This is a genomic window from Streptomyces sp. NPDC050658, from assembly GCF_044457025.1.
GTDB lineage: Bacteria > Actinomycetota > Actinomycetes > Streptomycetales > Streptomycetaceae > Streptomyces.
In genome coordinates, this window is sequence record NZ_JBITGM010000005.1 from 622,229 (window position 1) to 638,139 (window position 15,911).

The 15,911-nt window shown below is 70.7% G+C and carries 16 protein-coding genes; 6 read left to right on the top strand and 10 right to left on the bottom strand.

From position 1 onward, the window contains the following. Nucleotides 1-162 precede the first annotated feature (162 nt). Complete coding sequence (locus ACIBKX_RS21175) at nucleotides 163-627, bottom strand: VOC family protein (RefSeq protein ID WP_363275944.1); 465 nt, start codon at nucleotides 625-627, stop codon at nucleotides 163-165. Nucleotides 628-727: 100 nt separating this feature from the next. Here ACIBKX_RS21175 and ACIBKX_RS21180 point away from each other — a divergent pair, with 100 nt between their 5' ends. Next, on the top strand, nucleotides 728-1,531 hold the full coding sequence (locus ACIBKX_RS21180; RefSeq protein WP_363275943.1) for a helix-turn-helix domain-containing protein: 804 nt from the start codon (nucleotides 728-730) through the stop codon (nucleotides 1,529-1,531). Nucleotides 1,532-1,606: 75 nt separating this feature from the next. Here the strand turns inward: ACIBKX_RS21180 and ACIBKX_RS21185 are convergent, their stop codons facing one another. After that, on the bottom strand, nucleotides 1,607-2,665 hold the full coding sequence (locus tag ACIBKX_RS21185) for an NAD(P)-dependent alcohol dehydrogenase (RefSeq protein ID WP_363275942.1): 1,059 nt from the start codon (nucleotides 2,663-2,665) through the stop codon (nucleotides 1,607-1,609). 118 nt (nucleotides 2,666-2,783) lie between these two features. Here ACIBKX_RS21185 and ACIBKX_RS21190 point away from each other — a divergent pair, with 118 nt between their 5' ends. Further along, nucleotides 2,784-3,722: a helix-turn-helix transcriptional regulator gene (locus tag ACIBKX_RS21190; protein WP_363275941.1), complete on the top strand. Its 939-nt coding sequence runs from the start codon at nucleotides 2,784-2,786 to the stop codon at nucleotides 3,720-3,722. Here the strand turns inward: ACIBKX_RS21190 and ACIBKX_RS21195 are convergent. Both ACIBKX_RS21195 and ACIBKX_RS21200 read right to left on the bottom strand, forming a co-directional pair. After that, a complete protein-coding gene (locus ACIBKX_RS21195; RefSeq protein ID WP_363275940.1) occupies nucleotides 3,713-4,483 on the bottom strand; it encodes an antibiotic biosynthesis monooxygenase in 771 nt (256 codons plus the stop codon). The two genes, ACIBKX_RS21190 and ACIBKX_RS21195, sit on opposite strands and share 10 nt — an antisense overlap. Beyond that, nucleotides 4,480-4,890 (bottom strand): helix-turn-helix domain-containing protein, encoded by a 411-nt coding sequence (locus ACIBKX_RS21200; protein WP_363275939.1) that lies wholly within the window; start codon nucleotides 4,888-4,890, stop codon nucleotides 4,480-4,482. The genes ACIBKX_RS21195 and ACIBKX_RS21200 overlap by 4 nt, the downstream gene beginning before the upstream one ends. A gap of 50 nt (nucleotides 4,891-4,940) precedes the next feature. Between ACIBKX_RS21200 and ACIBKX_RS21205 the strand changes: the two genes are divergently transcribed. Then, on the top strand, nucleotides 4,941-5,312 hold the full coding sequence (locus tag ACIBKX_RS21205) for a nuclear transport factor 2 family protein (RefSeq protein ID WP_363275938.1): 372 nt from the start codon (nucleotides 4,941-4,943) through the stop codon (nucleotides 5,310-5,312). A gap of 1 nt (nucleotide 5,313) precedes the next feature. On the opposite strand, the gene ACIBKX_RS21210 is transcribed toward ACIBKX_RS21205, so the two are convergent. From ACIBKX_RS21210 to ACIBKX_RS21230, 5 genes are all read right to left on the bottom strand, one after another. Beyond that, entirely contained in the window at nucleotides 5,314-8,661 is a 3,348-nt protein-coding gene (locus ACIBKX_RS21210; RefSeq protein ID WP_363275937.1) for a S8 family peptidase, read from the bottom strand. Nucleotides 8,662-8,812: 151 nt separating this feature from the next. Beyond that, the gene (locus tag ACIBKX_RS21215; protein WP_363275936.1) at nucleotides 8,813-9,493 is read right to left on the bottom strand and encodes an ABC transporter ATP-binding protein; all 681 of its coding nucleotides are present in this window, start codon (nucleotides 9,491-9,493) and stop codon (nucleotides 8,813-8,815) included. 91 nt (nucleotides 9,494-9,584) lie between these two features. Next, nucleotides 9,585-11,042, bottom strand: coding sequence for an ABC transporter permease (locus tag ACIBKX_RS21220; RefSeq protein WP_363275935.1), 1,458 nt, complete (start codon nucleotides 11,040-11,042; stop codon nucleotides 9,585-9,587). Between the two features lie 146 nt (nucleotides 11,043-11,188). Then, entirely contained in the window at nucleotides 11,189-12,448 is a 1,260-nt protein-coding gene (locus ACIBKX_RS21225) for an Ig-like domain-containing protein (protein WP_363275934.1), read from the bottom strand. A gap of 320 nt (nucleotides 12,449-12,768) precedes the next feature. Beyond that, entirely contained in the window at nucleotides 12,769-13,086 is a 318-nt protein-coding gene (locus ACIBKX_RS21230; protein ID WP_363276015.1) for a hypothetical protein, read from the bottom strand. 148 nt (nucleotides 13,087-13,234) lie between these two features. Between ACIBKX_RS21230 and ACIBKX_RS21235 the strand changes: the two genes are divergently transcribed. Then, nucleotides 13,235-13,582, top strand: coding sequence for a hypothetical protein (locus ACIBKX_RS21235; RefSeq protein ID WP_363275933.1), 348 nt, complete (start codon nucleotides 13,235-13,237; stop codon nucleotides 13,580-13,582). 74 nt (nucleotides 13,583-13,656) lie between these two features. On the opposite strand, the gene ACIBKX_RS21240 is transcribed toward ACIBKX_RS21235, so the two are convergent. Further along, entirely contained in the window at nucleotides 13,657-14,064 is a 408-nt protein-coding gene (locus ACIBKX_RS21240; RefSeq protein WP_363276014.1) for a MerR family transcriptional regulator, read from the bottom strand. A 49-nt stretch (nucleotides 14,065-14,113) separates the two neighbouring features. On the opposite strand from ACIBKX_RS21240, the gene ACIBKX_RS21245 reads away from it, so the two are divergent. Together ACIBKX_RS21245 and ACIBKX_RS21250 are read left to right on the top strand one after the other, a co-directional pair. Beyond that, nucleotides 14,114-14,989, top strand: coding sequence for an NAD(P)-binding domain-containing protein (locus ACIBKX_RS21245; protein ID WP_363275932.1), 876 nt, complete (start codon nucleotides 14,114-14,116; stop codon nucleotides 14,987-14,989). A gap of 123 nt (nucleotides 14,990-15,112) precedes the next feature. Continuing rightward, nucleotides 15,113-15,643: a hypothetical protein gene (locus ACIBKX_RS21250; protein ID WP_363275931.1), complete on the top strand. Its 531-nt coding sequence runs from the start codon at nucleotides 15,113-15,115 to the stop codon at nucleotides 15,641-15,643. Nucleotides 15,644-15,911: the final 268 nt, after the last annotated feature.

Genomic DNA, 15,911 nt, shown 5'->3' on the forward strand with positions numbered 1-15,911 from the left:
CTCTCCCTGTGTCGGTGAAGTGCCCTGCTGGCACCTATGACACTAGGCACCCGCCGCCCCCACGGCATCGGTCACAGGGTCCCCCGCCTGGTGCGCAATGCGGACTAGGGCCGCGGCACGAGGCGAGATCCGGCCAGCCCTGACACCACGCGAAGCCGCCGCTCAGCGGCCGTCCGGCGTCGGGCGGTGCTCCACGTACTCGACGACCGTCCCGTCGGGATGCCGCGCGCTGAATCCCGCGCCGGTCGGCACCGGCTTCAGGGGGTCGGTGATCTCGGCGCCGGAGGCCGTGAGCCGGTCCAGGTACTTGCGCGCGTCGTCCACGAGCAGCGTGCCCGCCGTCTCCCGGAAGGGGGCCACCGTCTCGTCCGTGCCCTCGATGAGCAGGAAGCCGCCCACCGCCGCGAGGCCGAGCCCCAGGTCGGGATAGGTGAACCACATGTCCCGTTCCTCGCCGAGGAGTTGCTCGTAGTAGGCGGTGACGGACTCCAGGGTGCCGGGGCCCGTGAAGACGCGGATGAAGGCGCGGGGTGCGGCGAGCGCGGAGGAGTCGTTGGAGCGGCGCCACATGACGGCGCCGTCGGAGGGGTGTGCGTGGTCCGGACGTGCCGGGGTGTTCGTCGTCATGCGCCCAGGCTCACCGACGGGGCCGTACCCAGCCAGTACGGCACGTATGGGGTGACCAGCGGTATCAGGCTGCGCGGCCGGACCCGCTTACGCTGGCGGCATGACCACCGCCGAAGAGACCGCACGGCGCGGCGAGTTGGGCACGTTCCTGCGCGCGCACCGCGAGCGCCTCGCCCCGGCCGACCTGGGGCTGCCCGTGGGTCCGCGCCGCCGCACGCCGGGGCTGCGCCGCGAGGAGGTCGCCGCGCTCTCCGGGGTCGGCGTGGCCTGGTACACCTGGCTGGAGCAGGGGCGTGTCGACACCTCGCGGCAGGTGCTCGACGCGGTCAGCCGCACCCTGCGCCTCGACATGGACGCGCACCGCCACGTGCTGTCCCTCGCGGGGTTCGCGCCACCGCCCGCCGCGGCCGGTCCCCCCGGCGTCGGCGAGGAGCACGACAACCTCCGTGCGCTGATCGACAGTTGGCCGAACTCCCCCGCCCTGGCACTCGCCCCGGACCTGTCCATCACGGCGTGGAACGCCGCGTACAGCGCGGTGTGGCCCGATCCCGCCCGCTTCCCCGCCGACCGGCGCAATCTGCTGCTCCTGCTCATCGACGACCCGGAGCACCAGCGCACGCTGCCCGACTGGGAGCGGCTCGCGCAGGACCTGCACCGGCACTTCCGCTCGCACGCTGACGCGCTGCCCCACGACGGGCGGGTGCGCGCGCTCGGTGAGCGGCTGCACGCGGCACGTCCCGACCTCGCGCACTGGTGGGCCTGCCGTTCGGTGGGCGAGCTGGCTCCTCGTACGATCGAAGTGGCAGGCGCAGAAGGGCAGTCGAGGTATCGGGTCACCCTGCTCACACCCGCTGCCGCCGCCGGGTTCCTGCTGGTCCACACCCCGCTGCCCGCGGCGCAATAGCGTCGGACGGCCTGGCCGAGCCATCGGGACGCGGGCGGAGCGGCCGATGGCCCGGCAGGTGCCGTACGGCAGACGTCAGATCGTCGCCGCGTCGATCACGAAGCGGTAGCGCACATCGCTGGCGAGCACCCGCTCGTACGCCTCGTTGATCTGGTCGGCGGAGATCAGCTCGATCTCCGAGCCCAGGCCGTGCTCGGCGCAGAAGTCCAGCATCTCCTGGGTCTCCCGGATGCCGCCGATCATGGAACCGGCGAGGGTCTTGCCGCCGCCGATCACGGAGAACAGGTTCAGCGACACCGGCTCCTCGGGGGCGCCGACGTTCACGAAGGCGCCTTCCGAGCGGAGCAGGCCCAGGTACTTGTCCAGCGGCAGCGGCGCGGAGACCGTCGAAAGGATCATGTCGAAGGAGCCCGCGAGCTGCTCGAAGGTGGCCTCGTCGCTGGTCGCGTAGTAGCGGGTGGCGCCCAGCTTCAGGCCGTCGTCCTTCTTGCGCAGGGACTGCGAGAGGACGGTCACCTCGGCGCCCATGGCGTGCGCGATCTTGACGGCCATGTGGCCGAGACCGCCGAGGCCCACGACGGCGATCTTCTTGCCGGGGCCGGCGTTCCAGCGGTGCAGCGGGGAGTACGTGGTGATGCCCGCGCACAGCAGGGGCGCGGCCTCGTCGAGGGAGATGCCGTCGGGGATGCGGACGGTGAAGGCCTCGTCGACGACGATGTGGGTGGAGTAGCCGCCGTAGGTCGGCTCGCCGTCCTTGCCCAGGCCGTTGTACGTGGGCACATTGCCCTGCACGCAGTACTGCTCCAGGCCGGCCTTGCAGTTGTCGCACTCGCGGCAGGAGTCGACCATGCAGCCGACGCCGACGCGGTCGCCGACGGCGAACTTGGTGACGGCGGAGCCGACCTCGGTGACGATTCCGGCGATCTCGTGGCCCGGGACCATCGGGAAGATGCCCTCACCCCAGCCGTCGCGCGCCTGGTGGATGTCCGAGTGGCAGATGCCGGCGTACTTGATGTCGATCAGTACGTCGGTCGCGCCCACCGGGCGGCGCGGGACGGTGGTCCGCTCCAGGGGGGCCTTGGCGGACGGAGCGGCGTAAGCGGAGACGGTGGTGGTGCTGGTCTGTGCGGTCATGTGTTCAACCGTGCCAGCGGCCCGGACATCTACCCAGGTCACAGCTTTGCGTACGTCCGCTGGTCCTACTACTGGCGGGGACAGGCTGACCGGCGTACGACCCTGGATACTGGAATTCATGGAAGACCCGCAGACCCAGCCGACCCAGCCGAGTCAGCCGGCGCCTCCCGCCGCTCCCGAGCCGCTCGACGGCCGCGCCGAGCTGAGCGAGTTCCTGCGCACCCGGCGGGCCCGGCTGCAGCCGGAGGACGTCGGCCTGCCCAACTTCGGGCGGCACCGGCGGGTGCCCGGTCTGCGGCGCGAGGAGCTGGCGCAGCTCGCGGGGGTCTCCGTGGCGTACTACACCCGTCTTGAGCAGGGCAACGGCCGCAATGTCTCGGGCGAGGTGCTCGACGCGATCGCCCGCGCCCTGCGCCTCACGGACGCCGAGCACGCCCATCTGACGCATCTGGCCAAGCCCAAGCAGCACAAGAAGAAGCGGGCCGCGCGCGCCCAGCAGCTGCGGCCCGCGCTGCGGCAGCTGATGGACGCGATGGACGGCGTGCCCGCGTACGCGGTGGGCCGCCGCTCGGACATCCTCGGCTGGAACCGCATGGCGGCGGCGCTCTTCGGCGACTGGGGCGCGCTGCCTCCGGAGGAGCGGAACTGGGCGCGGATCTGCTTCCTGCATCCGGCCTCGCGCGAACTGTTCGTGGACTGGGAGCAGAAGGCGACGGACATCGTGGCCTTCCTGCGGATGGACGCGGGCTGCTACCCGAACGATCCGCAGCTCTCCGCGCTGGTCGGCGAGCTCTCCGTGAAGAGCGAGGAGTTCCGCGGCCTGTGGGCCACGCACGACGTGAAGGAGAAGGGGCACGGCGTCAAGCGCATGCGCCACCCGCTGGTGGGCGACCTCACCCTGCACTTCGAGACGCTGCGGCTGCCCGACGACCACGACCAGTCACTGGTCACGTACCACGCGCAGCCGGACTCGGCGTCGGCCGACGCGCTGCGCCTGCTCGCCAACTGGGGAGCGGACGCGACGCGGGCGGGGGCCGGGGCGGGCCCTCAGGGCTGATACGGCGGCGCCGCCCCCCAGTTCCACAGCGGCACGGGCTGCTCGGTGGGCCGTGTGATGTCGGCGCCCGAGAAGTACAGCGCGAGCCGCGTGCCCCACTCGATGTAGGCGACGAACGCGGACCGGAACTCGGCGTCCGTCGGAAGCCCCGCGTCGTCCGCCGCGTCCTGGAGCAGATTGACCCAGCGGCGCCGCTGCGGCTCGGTGATGCCCTTGCCGAGGTGCTTGGAGACCATGTGGGAGTGGCCGCCGTGCTCCTGCGAGTAGGTGGCGGGGCCGCCGAAGACCTCGCCGAGCCACTGGGCGACGCGCAGGGCGTGCTCGGGCGGCAGGCCCTCGAAGAGCGGTGCGAGGAGGTCGTCCGCGAGGACCTTCTCGTAGAAGATCTCCGTCAGGCGCGCGAAGTTCGCCTCGCCGCCCGCCCACGCGTACAGCGTCGGCGTGGAGGCGCCCGTGCCGCGCACCGAGGTGGGGGTGTAGTGCCGCATCTCCTCGATGTTCTCGACGTACGGACGGATCTCCGCGAAGAAGTCACGGAAGAGCTCCGAGCCGCGGAACCCCTCCAGGTGGTCCTTGGTGGAGGTCCAGGTGATGCGCAGGATGTAGTGCTCGAAGTCCTCCTCGCAGCGCGACAGTTCGTAGTCGAAGCACTGCGGCGCGGCGGCCAGCGGGACGGCGGCGCGGGTGTAGGCGGCGAGGAACTCCGCGGAGCGTTCGGCGGGGATGCGGTAGCGGATGTACTCGACGGTGTGGGCGGTCATGTGACGTCGGATTCCTCTGCGGTGGATGGCGCCGGGGCGCGCGCTCCCCAGTCCCACAGGGCTTGCAGGACGGGGCCCAGCTCTCTGCCGTGGGGGGTGAGTTCATAGCTGACCGTGGCGGGCCAGCCGGGTGTACGGGTGCGGGCGACGACGCCGGCGGAGACCAGCCGGCCGAGTCGCTCGGTCAGCACCTTGTCCGACAACTCGGGGAGTGTGGCGGCCAGTTCGCTGTACGCGTACGAGTCGGCCCGCAGCAGTTCGCGGACGATCAGCGTGGTCCACCGGCCGCGCAGGGCGGCGAGGGCGATCTCCACGGGGCAGCCGGGCGTGGGGGCGACGACCCGCGCCCGGGGATCGTCGGGCAGCCCCTGTCCGGCCGCCCCCTGGCTTACCGTTCGGTGAGTCACGCGGACGCCTCCTACTGTTCCCGGCACCGGTCCATTCAGGAGGGTTGCACATGACGGTCAGGACACTTCCCACCCGCGCAGAGGACGTCCCGGCGGCGTTCGCCGAGCGGTTCAACAGCGGCGACGCGCAGGCCGTGCACGAGCTGTACGAGGAGCACGCCGCGTTCGTCCCGGAGTCCGGGGACGCCGTGCACGGGCTCGCGGCCATCGCACGCGAGAACGGTCCGTTCCTCGCGATCGGCCTTCCGGTCTCCGTGCGGCCCCGGCAGGTGCATGTCGCCGGGGAGATCGCGCTGCTCGTCGTCGACTGGGAGATCGAGGGCGTCGTGAGGTCCACGGCCACGGATGTGGCGAGGCGCGGCGCCGACGGGTACTGGCGATACGTGATCGACAGCCCGTTCGGCGCCGCGCCCGCGAGCTAACTCACTTGCCGTAGTAGGCGTTGTAGATCGACAGCGTCGACTTGTTCCCCTTCTTGTCCGTGATCTTGGCGTGGAAGGAGATCCCCTTGCCCGCGGCCGGGTTCTTGACCTTGATCTTCCCGCCGCTGACGGTGACCTTCTTCCAGGTCTGGCCGTAGTCGTAGGAGACGTACGCGGCAAGGGACTTGAGGTTGGAGCCCGCCGCGGCGCCGTGGACGGTCACCGGCACGGACTGCGTCTCGCCCGCCTTCGCCCTGCTGCTCAGGTCCACGGCGGCGGCGAACCGCGCCGTGGAGACCGGGAGCTTGGCGTTGTCGGCCTTCTTGGAGCGGAACGTCCAGCTCGCGTCGATGCGCGTGGAGGCCGCGGCCACCTTGACGCTGCGCTTCACGGACGTCGACAGCCTGTACTCCGCCTCGGCCGCCGGGACCTTGAAGGCGGCGCCGCCGACGAGCGGGTCCTTGTTCTCACCGATCTTGGTGTCGCCCTTGTAGAGGGTCGTCTTCACGTCGGAGTAGAGCGAGGAGCCCGCGTGGGTCTTGCCGTCGGCGAACAGCGGCAGATAGCCGCTGATGTCGTTGCCCTGCCGGGTGACGCCGTACTCGCCGCCGATCCGGGGACCGAAGACGGCCGTGTTGAACGTCTTCCCGTAGCTCTTGCCCGCCTCGAACTTCTGCGCCGCGCCCAGCGAGTAGACCGCGTCGACGATCGGCCAGCCGTCCGGGTCGACCCCGGCCTGCTGCTCGAAGTTCAGGCTCCACTTCACGGAGTCGGCCGTGGACAGGTGCAGCGTCCGCGTGCCGGGCAGGGTCTGCGGGATGCCGATCGCGGAGCCGCCGGAGCTTCCGGGCAGATAGCCGAAGGCGTTCAGGGCGCCCTTCTTGCCCTGGGCCGAAGCGCCCATGCCGACCTTCACCGTGGCGAGCTCGGACTCCTTGAAGTGCTTGGTGTAGCCGGTGGCGAGCTGCTTGACGTTGCCGCCGCGCACGATGTCGTACTGCGCCTCGTCACCCTTGGTCCAGTGGCCGTCCCACTGCTGGTGGAGCGAGCCGTCGGTGATCTGCGGGCCCAGGTGCGCGCTGCGGAAGTCCGTGTACGCGTCGAGGAACCAGCCGAAGGAGTAGCTGCCGTTCGCGACGTCGACCGTGTAGTCGGGCGAGGCGAAGGCGGGCTTGGCGTCCGCCGACGGGACGGTGATCTCCACCGGCTTCGTGGTCCGCGCGTCCAGCGTCACCGTGGTGTCCTTGGTGATGCTCAGTTTCGGCTGCGCGATCCAGTCGGCGCCCTTGGTGAAGTCCTTCGGGTCGGCCCACATGCCGGTGTTGAGCAGGTAACCGCCCTTGGGGACACGGACCTTGACGGTGCCGGACGCGTCGAACGGGTCGTAGGACTTGTCGGTCGCGAGCCCGGAGATGCCCTCCAGGTCGGTGTCGTAGTACTTCGGGGCCTGGCCGTCTCGCCCGATGTGCTTCAGGGTCAGCTCGTACGACTCGACCTCGCGCTCCACGGCGGCCGCCGTGCGCACGCTCTGGCCGCCGCCGGTCGCCACGACGTACGCGGAGTACGCGCCGTCGATCGTCCCGCCCAGCTTGGAGTCGGCGGTCAGGTCGACCGAAGCGGTGCCGCCCGCGGGGACCTTGACGGTCTTCGCGCCGAGCTTGAAGAAGCCGGCCGGCGCCGGGTCGCCCTTCGGGTTGGTGGCCGTCACCGCCAGATCGAGGGTGACGTCCTCCTTGCCGAGGTTCTTGTACGTGACCTTCTTGGTGACCGGCTTGTCGTCGGTGTGCGGCCACGCCTGCGTGCCGAAGCTGACGGAGACCGGATCGGCGATCACCGACTGCTTGATGGCCTTGTCGACGGCGATCCGTCCCGAACCCTGCTGGAACGGCGTGTACTTGCCGCCCTTGGTGGACGCGGTCAGCGCGCCCTTCAGCTCCGCGTACGTCCACTCCGGGTGCTGCTGCTTGAGCAGCGCGGCGGCGCCCGCGACGTGCGGGGTCGCCATCGACGTACCGGAGATCGTCAGATAGCCCTCGGGCTTCTGGCCGACCTCGCCGTCGAGGACGCTGCCGGGGGCCGCGGCCGCCGTGATGTCCACGCCGGGCGCGGTCACGTCGGGCTTGATCGCGCCGTCGCCGACGCGGGGGCCCTGGCTGGAGAACTCGGCGAGCTTGTCGTTGTCGTCGACCGCGCCGACGGTGAGCGCGGAGTCCGCGCTGCCCGGGGAGCCGACGCTGCCGGGCGACCCGTCGTTGCCCGCGGCGACGGCGAAGAGGATGCCCTTCTCCGCGGAGAGCTTGTTCACCTCGGCTTCGAGGGGGTCGATGCCGGGGGTGTCGCCGCCGCCGAGGCTCAGGTTGACGATGTCGGCGCCCTGTTCGGCCGCCCACTCCATGCCCGCGATGATCCCGGAGTCGTCCCCGGAGCCGTTGTCGTCGAGCACCTTGCCGTTGAGCAGCTCGGCGCCGGGCGCCACGCCCTTGAGCTTCCCGCCGGACTTCGCGCCCGTGCCCGCCGCGATGGACGCGACGTGCGTGCCGTGCCCGTACTTGTCCGTGGCGTCCGCGGCCGGCGTGAAGTTCTTCTCGGCGACGACCTGGTCCTTCAGGTCGGCGTGCGTGGCGTCGACGCCGGTGTCCAGGACGGCGACCTTCACGCCCTTGCCGTCGAACCCGGCGGCCCAGGCCTTCGGGGCGCCGATCTGCGGCACGCTCTTGTCGAGGCTCGCCTTGCGTACGCCGTCCAGCCAGACGCGGCCGACACCGGACTCGGTGGAGGTGCCCTTCCCGGAGACGAGCGCGTCCCACAGGTCGGCGGCATCCTGCCGCGGGGTCGTGATGGCGTCGGCGTTCAGGGTCTTCAAGGTCCTGCGTACGGCCGTGTCACCGGCGGCCCGCACATCGGCCCTGGCTCCGGCGGCCGCGGCACCCTTGTACCCGACGATCAGCTTCAGGCCCGCCTTCTGGGCCCGCCGGTTGTCCTTCTTGCTCAACTCGGTGATGTCGAAGAGCCGTTGGTCGATCTTCCCGGTGGCGATGAGCCGCTGGGCGTCGGCCGGGATCACCAGTGTGTGCCCGCCGACGCGCTTGGTCTGTACGGGTATCCGCTCCCGTCCCTTCGCCCGCTCGAAGCCGGTCACCCGGCCCTTGGCGTCGACGGCGACCCGGTCGCCGGTGATGAGCGTGATCCGGTGCGCGGTCTGCCCCGCGAGCGGGGTCGTGCCCGCGGCCGGGGCCGCTTCCGCTGCCGGCTGGGCCGCCGACGTCGGGCTGGTCATGCCCGCGGCGAGGGCCACGGCCGCCGCTGCGGCGATCGTGGCCCCGTAGGCTCTCTTCGCTTTTCTGCGCAAGTCTCCCCCTGGAGGTCAAGGGGCTTCCGCCCCTGGGCGAGGAAGTATGGCCCAGAGTCGAACAACTGCTCAATAGTGCGTCAGAAGTGACGAGTTGGAGAAGTGGGACGCCAGAGACGGGCAGCGGACAGGACCGGCCAGGAACCGCCCCTCACCCGGCCCGCTCCGTCACCTTGATCCGCCCGCCCCGGATGGTCGCGAGTCGGGGCGCCTTCCGCGCGATGGCACTGTCGTGCGTGACCATCACGAACGTCAGCCCGTGCTCCTTCCACAGCCCTTCCAGCAACTCCATGATCTCGTCGCGCATCGACTCGTCGAGGTTGCCGGTGGGCTCGTCGGCGAGCAGCACCTTCGGCCGCTTGACCAGGGCGCGGGCGATGGCGACGCGCTGCTGCTGGCCGCCGGAGAGCTCGGCGGGAAGATGGCTGCGGCGCTCCCCCAGGCCCACCGACTCCAGTGCTTCGGCGGCACGTTCGCGCCGGTCGCCGGCGCCGAGGCCCAGCGGCACCAGCGCCGTCTCGACGTTCTCCTGGGCGCTGAGCGTCGGGATGAGGTTGAAGGACTGGAAGACGAAGCCGATCGACTCGGCGCGGACCTTGGTCAGTCGCGCCTCGGGCAGCGCGGCCAGGTCGACGCCGTCGAGCTCGACGCTGCCGGAGGTCGGCCGGTCGAGCCCGCCGAGCATCTGCAGCAGCGTGGACTTGCCGCCGCCCGTCGGGCCCTGGATGACGAGGCGGTCGCCGTCGCCGATGGCGAGATCGACCCCGGCGAGCGCGTCGACGGTCTCCTTGCCCCTGCGGTACTGCTTGGTGACGCCGTTGAGCTGGTACATGGTGTGACTCCTGCGATGCGTAAGGGGGTTGGCGTCCTCGATCGATGTGGCCCGGCGGCCCGCTCGGCCTTGAGCGGCGGGGCCCGGCCGCCTACTCGACGCGGCGCAGGGCGTCCGCGGGCCGCAGCCGGGATGCCCGCCAGCCGCCGAAGGCACCGGCGACGAGCCCGCCGGCCACGGCGAGGCCGACGGCGAGCGCGATGGTGGTGGCGCCGACGGGCGCGGTGAGCGAGATGTCGAGCGCCTTCGCCCCGGCCTCGCCGAGCGCACCGCCGGGTCCGGCGGCGCGCATGAGGCCGCCGCCGCCCGACTGCCCGCCGCCGGAACCGAGTTCGGCCGTGAGGGTGGGGCTGACGGCCGTCACCGCGTATGCCCCCGCGAGGCCGACGCCGATGCCGAGCGCGCCGCCCACCAGGCCGTTGACGACCGCCTCGCCGACGACCTGCCGGGTCACCCGGCCGCTCTTCCAGCCGAGCGCCTTCAGGGTGCCGAACTCCCGCACCCGGCGGCTGACGGCCGAGGAGGTGAGCAGCCCGGCCACCAGGAACGCGGCGACGAGCACGGTCACGGACAGCCACTTGCCGACGCTGGAGGCGAGGTCGGAGGCGGTGGACAGGGAGCCCGACACGGTGTCGGCGAGATCGGCGGAAGTCGTCACCGTCGTACCGGAGATGTTCTTCTGGACGGCGCTCTTGACGGCGCCGATCTGCTGCGAGTCGGCGGCCTTGACATACACGGTGGTGATCTTGTTCTTGGCGTCGCCGAGAGCCTGGGCCCGCTCGAGCGGAACGTACAGATCGGCGGCGGCGTCACCGCTCTCGGGCGTCGCGATACCGACGACGTCCAGCTTCGTGCCCGAGATCGTGACGGTGTCACCGACGTCGAGCTTCTGCTCCTTGGCGTACGAGGCGTCGGCGACGACGACCTTGGAGTCGGCCTCGGACGCCTGGAACGTACGCCCCTTGGTGATCTTCGAGGAAGTCAGCGGACCGAGCCCCAGGTTGCTCACGTCCGTGCCGTACACGCTGTAGGAGTCGACGTCGAAGTCGGCGCCGCCGCCGCGCACCTGCCCCTGGCCGCCGCCACCGGGCTGCTTGACGTCGCCGGTGGCACCGGGCGCCTTCTCGAACTCGCCCTGTTCGAACTGCCCGTCGACCTTCATGACCTGGAGGCTCAGCCCGCCGACGGCATCGGCGACACCGCTCTGCGCGCCGACCTTGCCGACGGTGGATTCGGACAGCGTCTCGAACCCCTGCACCATGACGCGATCGCTGCTCTGCTCCTTGCCGCCCTTGCCCTTGGCGTCGAACCTGAACCGGGGCCGCCCCTGACCGCTGCCCTCCTTGGGCGGGGTGGCGGCCTTGGTCACGGTCATGTCGGTGCCGAGCCCGTACAGCGACTCGAGCACCTTCCCCTGAGCCTGCTTCATGCCGGACGACACGGAACTGACCACGATGACCAGCGCGATGCCGAGCGCGAGACCGGAGGCCACCACGAGGGCCGCTTTTCTGCGGCGGCGCAGCTCGCGCCTCAGATAGGTGAAGAACATGTGCGAGAAGTTAGGTACGCACCGTGATGAACGAATAAGCCCGCGTTAAAAGAACCATGAGAAGCAGCGCCCCCAACACCGACGGCCCGCACCCCTGTTGAGGGATGCGGGCCGTCAGGCGTGCGCGTGGGGGACGGGGCGTCGGCTCAGACCGCGGAGCCGGCCTTCCACTGGGCCCAGTCCATGACCCAGCCGTTGAAGCCGTTGTCCGGCTGGACGGTCTTGTCGCCGGTGTTCCGGACGTCGACGACGTCACCGATCATCGAGTTCTCGTAGAACCAGGCGCCGGGAGTGCTCTTGTCGCCCGCGCCCTTGGCGTCTTCCAGACCGACACAGCCATGGCTGGTGTTGGCGCCGCCGAAGATGGACTTCGCACCCCAGTAGTTGCCGTGGATGAAGGTGCCCGACTGGGAGAGCCGCATGGCGTGCGGCACGTCCTTGATGTCGTACTCGCCCTTGCCGTCGTCGTCCGTGAAGCCGACCGTCGCACCGTTCATCCGGGTCTCCTTGAACTTCTCGGAGATCACCATCTGGCCTTCGTACGTCTTGTTCTCCGGGGAGCCGGCGGAGATCGGGATGGTCTTGACGACCTTGCCGTCGCGCATGACCTTCATCTGCTTGGTCTTGGCGTCGACGACGGAGACCTGGTTGCGCCCGATCTTGAACTGGACGGTCTTCTCCTGGACGCCGGTGACGCCGTCCGAGCCCTCGACGCCGTCCAGGTCGAGCTTCAGGGTGACGGTCGAGTTGCCCTGCCAGTAGTCCTCGGGCCGGAAGTCGATCCGGTTGTCCCCGAACCAGTGCCCGACGACTTCCTGACCACTGCTCGACGACACAGTGATGTGCGACTGGACGTCCTTCTTGTTGCTGATGGCCTTGTCGAAGTTGATCGACACGGGCATGCCCACGCCGACCGTGGAGCCGTCCTCGGGGGTGAAGTTCCCGATGAAGCTGTTGGCCGGCGAGACGGTGGTGAACTTCGAGTTCTCGTGCGCCTTGCGCCCCTCGGAGTCCTTGGCGGTGACGGAGATCTTGTACGTCGTGGCGCGCTCGAGCTGGGCGCTGGGCTTCCAGCTCTTCTTGTCGGCAGCTATCTGCCCCTCGACGGCGGTACCGCCCTCGGTCGTCATGGTCACATCCGTCAGCGACCCGTCACGCACCGTGACCTTGGCGGCATTGTTGATGCTCGCGTTGTCGGACCCGTCCTTGGGCGCGATCTTGATGTCGGCGTCGGACGACTTCTTGGCCGCCGCCTCGTCGACCTGACTCTGCGACTCCTTGGTGCCGTCGGCACCGCTCTCGCCGTCGTCGCTGCTACAGGCCGAGAGCACCAGAACGCCGCCGACCAGGGCGGACACGGCCGCGAGCCCCTTGCGGCGACCGCGCCACCGCCTACTGTCCGTCATCACACGCTTCTCCATCGTTGCCGAATCCCCAACACGCCAAGAACGCCGGAACGTCCAGAACACCACGAACGCCGAGAGCGCCACAAACGCCCTGATCGCCGTGGTCACTCCGAACGCCCCGAACACCACGAACGCCGAGAGTCCCCGTAACCCCTCATAACGTCCTGCCCGGTACGTCCCGTTCCACTACCGCCGACTCTGTGGGGAACACCACGTCGCGCGAGAGCGCCGGTACAGCCGCGCACCCCTGAGACGACGGAACCCCGGGCGGCGGTTGCCGACCGGGGCCACTGGTTCCGGATTCGTCCGTCCGATCCTGTCTACAGCTCCCGGCCGCTCGCGCCGCCTTCGTGGTCATCATCCTCGTCCGGGTCCCAGTCCGGCGAATCGGGGTCGTAGTCGATCCGCTCACTGCTCCAGGAGGCCTGCGAGAGCTCCACTCCCGGCACCTGGCTGACCAGGTCGAAGGGGTCGACGAGGTAGGCCAGCGCCTCGGCGGCGTCCTCCTTGACGGCGGCCTCGGCGTGCAGCCGCTCCTCGGCCGGCATGTGCTCGTCCTCGGCGATCCGGCCGAGCGCGGACTTGGCCAGCTCGCCGGAGTCCTCGACCTCGACGACCAATTCGACGCGCAAGCGCACAAAACGTGATGTCTCAGGTGTACTCATAAACCGGAGAGTACGACCCTTACCCACCCCGCACCCCCCGCGACTTTCCCGGGACCGGCGCCTTTCATTACCATCACCCCACACGGCCAATTCGCCAGCGCCACAAGGGGGATCCGATTCCGTGTCCGCACGTCGATCGCTGCTGACCGCCTCTGCCGCAGGAGCGCTGCTCGGCGCCCTGTGGTTCGTCCCCTCCGCGAACGCGACGGGCCACGAGTCCCCCGCAAACCGCTCGACGGAATCCACGCAGCCGCAACAACACAGAGGCCCGTCGACAACGACAACGACGACGACGGCGACCACGACCACCACCACCGCCTCCTCCTCGTCCGAGGACCGCCTGGCGGACACGGGCGCGGGAGTGGACACGACGCCGTACGTGATCGGCGGGACGGCATTCCTGGCGCTGGGCGCGGGTTTCGTGGCGTATTCGGTACGACGGGAGCAGCGGGGCGACCTGGCGTTCTGAGCCGGAGGCCGCACCTGCCCCCACTGCCGGGGACGGCAGTTCACCTCAGGCCGAGGCGGGTGGGTGCGTGGGTCCTACGCCGGCACCCGCTCCAGCCCCGGATCATCCAGCGGGGGATAGCTCTCGCCCCCCACCCGCTCCGCCGCGTCGATGTAATCGAGCAGCGCGGCACGCGACCGGGCCAGTTTCGACATCTGGTCGTCGAGGCGTCGCAGCCTCGACCTCATGGCGTCCAGAAGCTCCTCGCACCCCGGCAGCTCCGGCGTCTCGCCGACCGCGCACGGCAGGACGTACGCGATGTCCTCGGACGAAAGCCCCGCACCCAGCAGGTGCCGGATCTGCCTCACCCGCAGGACGGCACTCTCGTCGTACTCGCGGTAGCCGTTCGCACGGCGATCCGCCTCCAGCAGGCCCTGCGCCTCGTAGTACCGCAGCTGATGGGCGTTGACGCCCGTCCGACGGCTCAGTTCCCCGATCCGCATCGCCACCTCGCTTGACCTTCAGACCGGTATCAACGTTGACGATGCTGCCATGACCGACAACCACGAAACACCCGTAACCGTCATCGGACTCGGCCTGATGGGCCAGTCCCTCGCCCGCGCCTTCCTGAAGGCCGGCCACCCCACCACCGTCTGGAACCGCACCGCCGCCAAGGCCGGCCAACTGATCGGTGAAGGAGCCCGGTTGGCGCCCTCCGTCGGCGACGCGCTCAAGGCCGGCCCGCTCACCGTCATCTGCCTCACCGACTACCCGGCCATGTACGAGCTGCTCGACACGGACGGCATCCAGCTCGACGGCACGACCCTCCTCAACCTCACCTCCGGCGACTCCGCCCAGGCCCGCGACGCGGCCCGCTGGGCCGAACAGCGCGGCGCCCGCTACCTGGACGGCGCCATCATGGCCGTCCCGCCCGCCATCGGAACGGCCGACGCGGTGATCCTGCACAGCGGCCCGCAGGAGGTCTTCGACGCGCACCGGCCGACGCTCGAGGCGCTGGGCACCGTCAGCCACCTCGGCGCGGACCACGGTCTCGCGTCCCTCTACGACGTGGCGGGCCTGGCCATGATGTGGAGCGTCCTGAACGCCTGGCTCCAGGGCACCGCCATGCTCCGGACGGCCGGCGTCGACGCCGCGACGTACGCCCCGTTCGCCCGGCAGATCGCCGCCGGCGTCGCCGAGTGGCTGCCCGGATACGCCGAGCAGATCGACGCGGGTTCCTTCCCTGCCGAGGTGTCGGCCCTGGAGACCGACGCCCGGGCGATGGACCACCTCGTGGAGGAGAGCGAGCGGCTGGGCGTGAACGCCGAACTGCCCCGGCTGATCAAGGCGATGGCCGAGCGCGCGATCACCGCCGGTCACGGCGGCGAGCAGTACCCCGTACTGATCGAGGAGTTCACCAGGGCCTAAGGCCTGACGGGTGCTTCACCGGCCTCCGGCCCCACCTCAGCCACCTGCGACAATCGACGTGATCATTCGACGTGATCAATCAGCGTCAGCAATCAGCGTGATCAATCGAGAAGTGAGCTGCCAATGGCCATGGTGGGCCTGTTCTGGATCGCCGAGGGCGACGTGTACGTGGGCGCGAAGCCGTCCGGTCTTGCTCCGGGGGTGCGGCTGACCCCCGAGGGCGTGGAGGGGCTCGGCGACCGGCAGTCCGGGCTCCACCTGTGGGAGGACGTACAGGCCCTGACGGCGGCGGACGTCCCCGTGAAGTCCCTGATGCGGCGGGCCGGGGCGGTCACCAACCTGGCCGTGGGCACGGTGAAGGAGCTGGTCCTCCCGATGGGCCACGGCTTCGCGGACCAGGCCTCGCCCCTGATGACCGTACGGGTGGAGACCTCCGCCGGGACCCATGAGCTCGCGGCCCACGTCGCCGCTGCCGCCGGCTACCCCCAGACCGAGGTCGACCTCTCCCTCGCCCTGTTGTCCCGTCTCACCGAAGGCGCCGCGACGATGTCCACGACGCTGGCGGCGATGTCGGACTGGGGCCGCCGCACGTCGGAGGGCGGATCGCCCCGGAGCGGGGAGCGGGAGAAGCTGCTGCGGGAGTGGGCGGGCTAGAACACGGCGGAGGGGGCGCGCCGTCACAGCCGGGGGGCGCCTTCATAGCGGAGGGGGGGGGGCGGGCCCCGGGGGGGGCCCCCCCCCCCCCGGGGCCGCCCCCCCCCCCCCCCCCCCCCCCCCCCCCCCCCCCCCCCCCCCACCACCCCCCCCCCCCCCCCCCCCCCCCCCCCCCCCCCCCCCCCCCCCCGCCCCCGGGGGGCCCCCCCCCCCCCCCCCCAATTACCGGGGGCCCCCCACAAAACCCGCCGGGGAGGGGGGGGGCCCG

What these genes read in the sequence shown, in the direction of transcription:
- ACIBKX_RS21175 (WP_363275944.1), bottom strand. Translation starts at nt 627, where the DNA reads ATGACGACGAACACCCCGGCACGTCCGGACCACGCACACCCCTCCGAC.
- ACIBKX_RS21180 (WP_363275943.1), top strand. Translation starts at nt 728, where the DNA reads ATGACCACCGCCGAAGAGACCGCACGGCGCGGCGAGTTGGGCACGTTC.
- ACIBKX_RS21185 (WP_363275942.1), bottom strand. Translation starts at nt 2,665, where the DNA reads ATGACCGCACAGACCAGCACCACCACCGTCTCCGCTTACGCCGCTCCG.
- ACIBKX_RS21190 (WP_363275941.1), top strand. Translation starts at nt 2,784, where the DNA reads ATGGAAGACCCGCAGACCCAGCCGACCCAGCCGAGTCAGCCGGCGCCT.
- ACIBKX_RS21195 (WP_363275940.1), bottom strand. Translation starts at nt 4,483, where the DNA reads ATGACCGCCCACACCGTCGAGTACATCCGCTACCGCATCCCCGCCGAA.
- ACIBKX_RS21205 (WP_363275938.1), top strand. Translation starts at nt 4,941, where the DNA reads ATGACGGTCAGGACACTTCCCACCCGCGCAGAGGACGTCCCGGCGGCG.
- ACIBKX_RS21215 (WP_363275936.1), bottom strand. Translation starts at nt 9,493, where the DNA reads ATGTACCAGCTCAACGGCGTCACCAAGCAGTACCGCAGGGGCAAGGAG.
- ACIBKX_RS21220 (WP_363275935.1), bottom strand. Translation starts at nt 11,042, where the DNA reads ATGTTCTTCACCTATCTGAGGCGCGAGCTGCGCCGCCGCAGAAAAGCG.
- ACIBKX_RS21225 (WP_363275934.1), bottom strand. Translation starts at nt 12,448, where the DNA reads ATGACGGACAGTAGGCGGTGGCGCGGTCGCCGCAAGGGGCTCGCGGCC.
- ACIBKX_RS21240 (WP_363276014.1), bottom strand. Translation starts at nt 14,064, where the DNA reads ATGCGGATCGGGGAACTGAGCCGTCGGACGGGCGTCAACGCCCATCAG.
- ACIBKX_RS21245 (WP_363275932.1), top strand. Translation starts at nt 14,114, where the DNA reads ATGACCGACAACCACGAAACACCCGTAACCGTCATCGGACTCGGCCTG.
- ACIBKX_RS21250 (WP_363275931.1), top strand. Translation starts at nt 15,113, where the DNA reads ATGGCCATGGTGGGCCTGTTCTGGATCGCCGAGGGCGACGTGTACGTG.